An 863-nucleotide genomic window follows, 5' to 3' on the forward strand; every position below is an offset into this window, starting at 1 on the left:
AGCAAATGTTTTAGATACCATAACAACTTGTCTGCCATACCATTTCGCTTTATATTCCAACATCGATCGAAATTGTGACCAAGATACTTCACCAATCGCTTTTGCAAGCTTTCTATTTTTGAGCATATTACGGACTTGTAAGTCTTCCATACCGATAACATCGTGGTTTTTGATGATTTCAGTAGAAAGTTTATGTAAGTAATCAGCTCTTGCATTTGAAATATGTTCATGGATTCGGGCAACTTTCACACGTTGTTTATTCCAGTTCGAAGAACCTTTTGTTCTTCTAGAAAGGATACGCTGTGCTTTCGCTAACTTTTCTTCTAATGTACGGAAGAATTTAGGATTCTTGTATGTTATGCCATCTGAAAGAATGGCATAATCTTTTAACCCCACATCGATACCAACAGAAGAACCTGTTTTTTCTACTGGTTGCACTTCTGTTTCTGTAAGAATAGACACAAAGTGTCTACCGCTTGGATTTCGTCTAATCGTGGCATTTAGGATACGTCCTGACACTTTACGACTTTTGGCAAATCTAACAAAACCGAGCTTCGGTAACTTTATTGTATGATCTACAATGGCGATATTATAATTCGTACATTTTGTTGTATAGGATTGAATTTTATTCTTTTTAGACTTGAATTGTGGCATATCATTTTGTTTCTTGAAAAAACGTGAAAAAGCATCTGCGAAGTTTTTTAATGAGGATTGAAGAGCGGTACTATCTACTTCTTTTAACCAAAGCATATCTTGTCGTTTTTTTAATTGCGTAAGCTCTGCAGAGCAAGAAGGATAGGTTAATCCTTTTCCAGCCTCTTTATACGTATCATTCCAAAGAGAAAGAAAATGGTTAAATACAA

At 35.3% G+C, this 863-nt stretch carries 1 protein-coding gene; it reads right to left on the minus strand.

Annotated features, from left to right (window positions below; genetic code table 11):
• A partial coding sequence (gene tnpB / locus COE49_RS26785) for an IS200/IS605 family element RNA-guided endonuclease TnpB (protein ID WP_098946164.1) occupies positions 1-863 on the minus strand: 863 nt, incomplete at both ends.

Source organism: Bacillus sp. AFS029637 (assembly GCF_002584985.1).
Lineage (GTDB): Bacteria > Bacillota > Bacilli > Bacillales > Bacillaceae_G > Bacillus_A.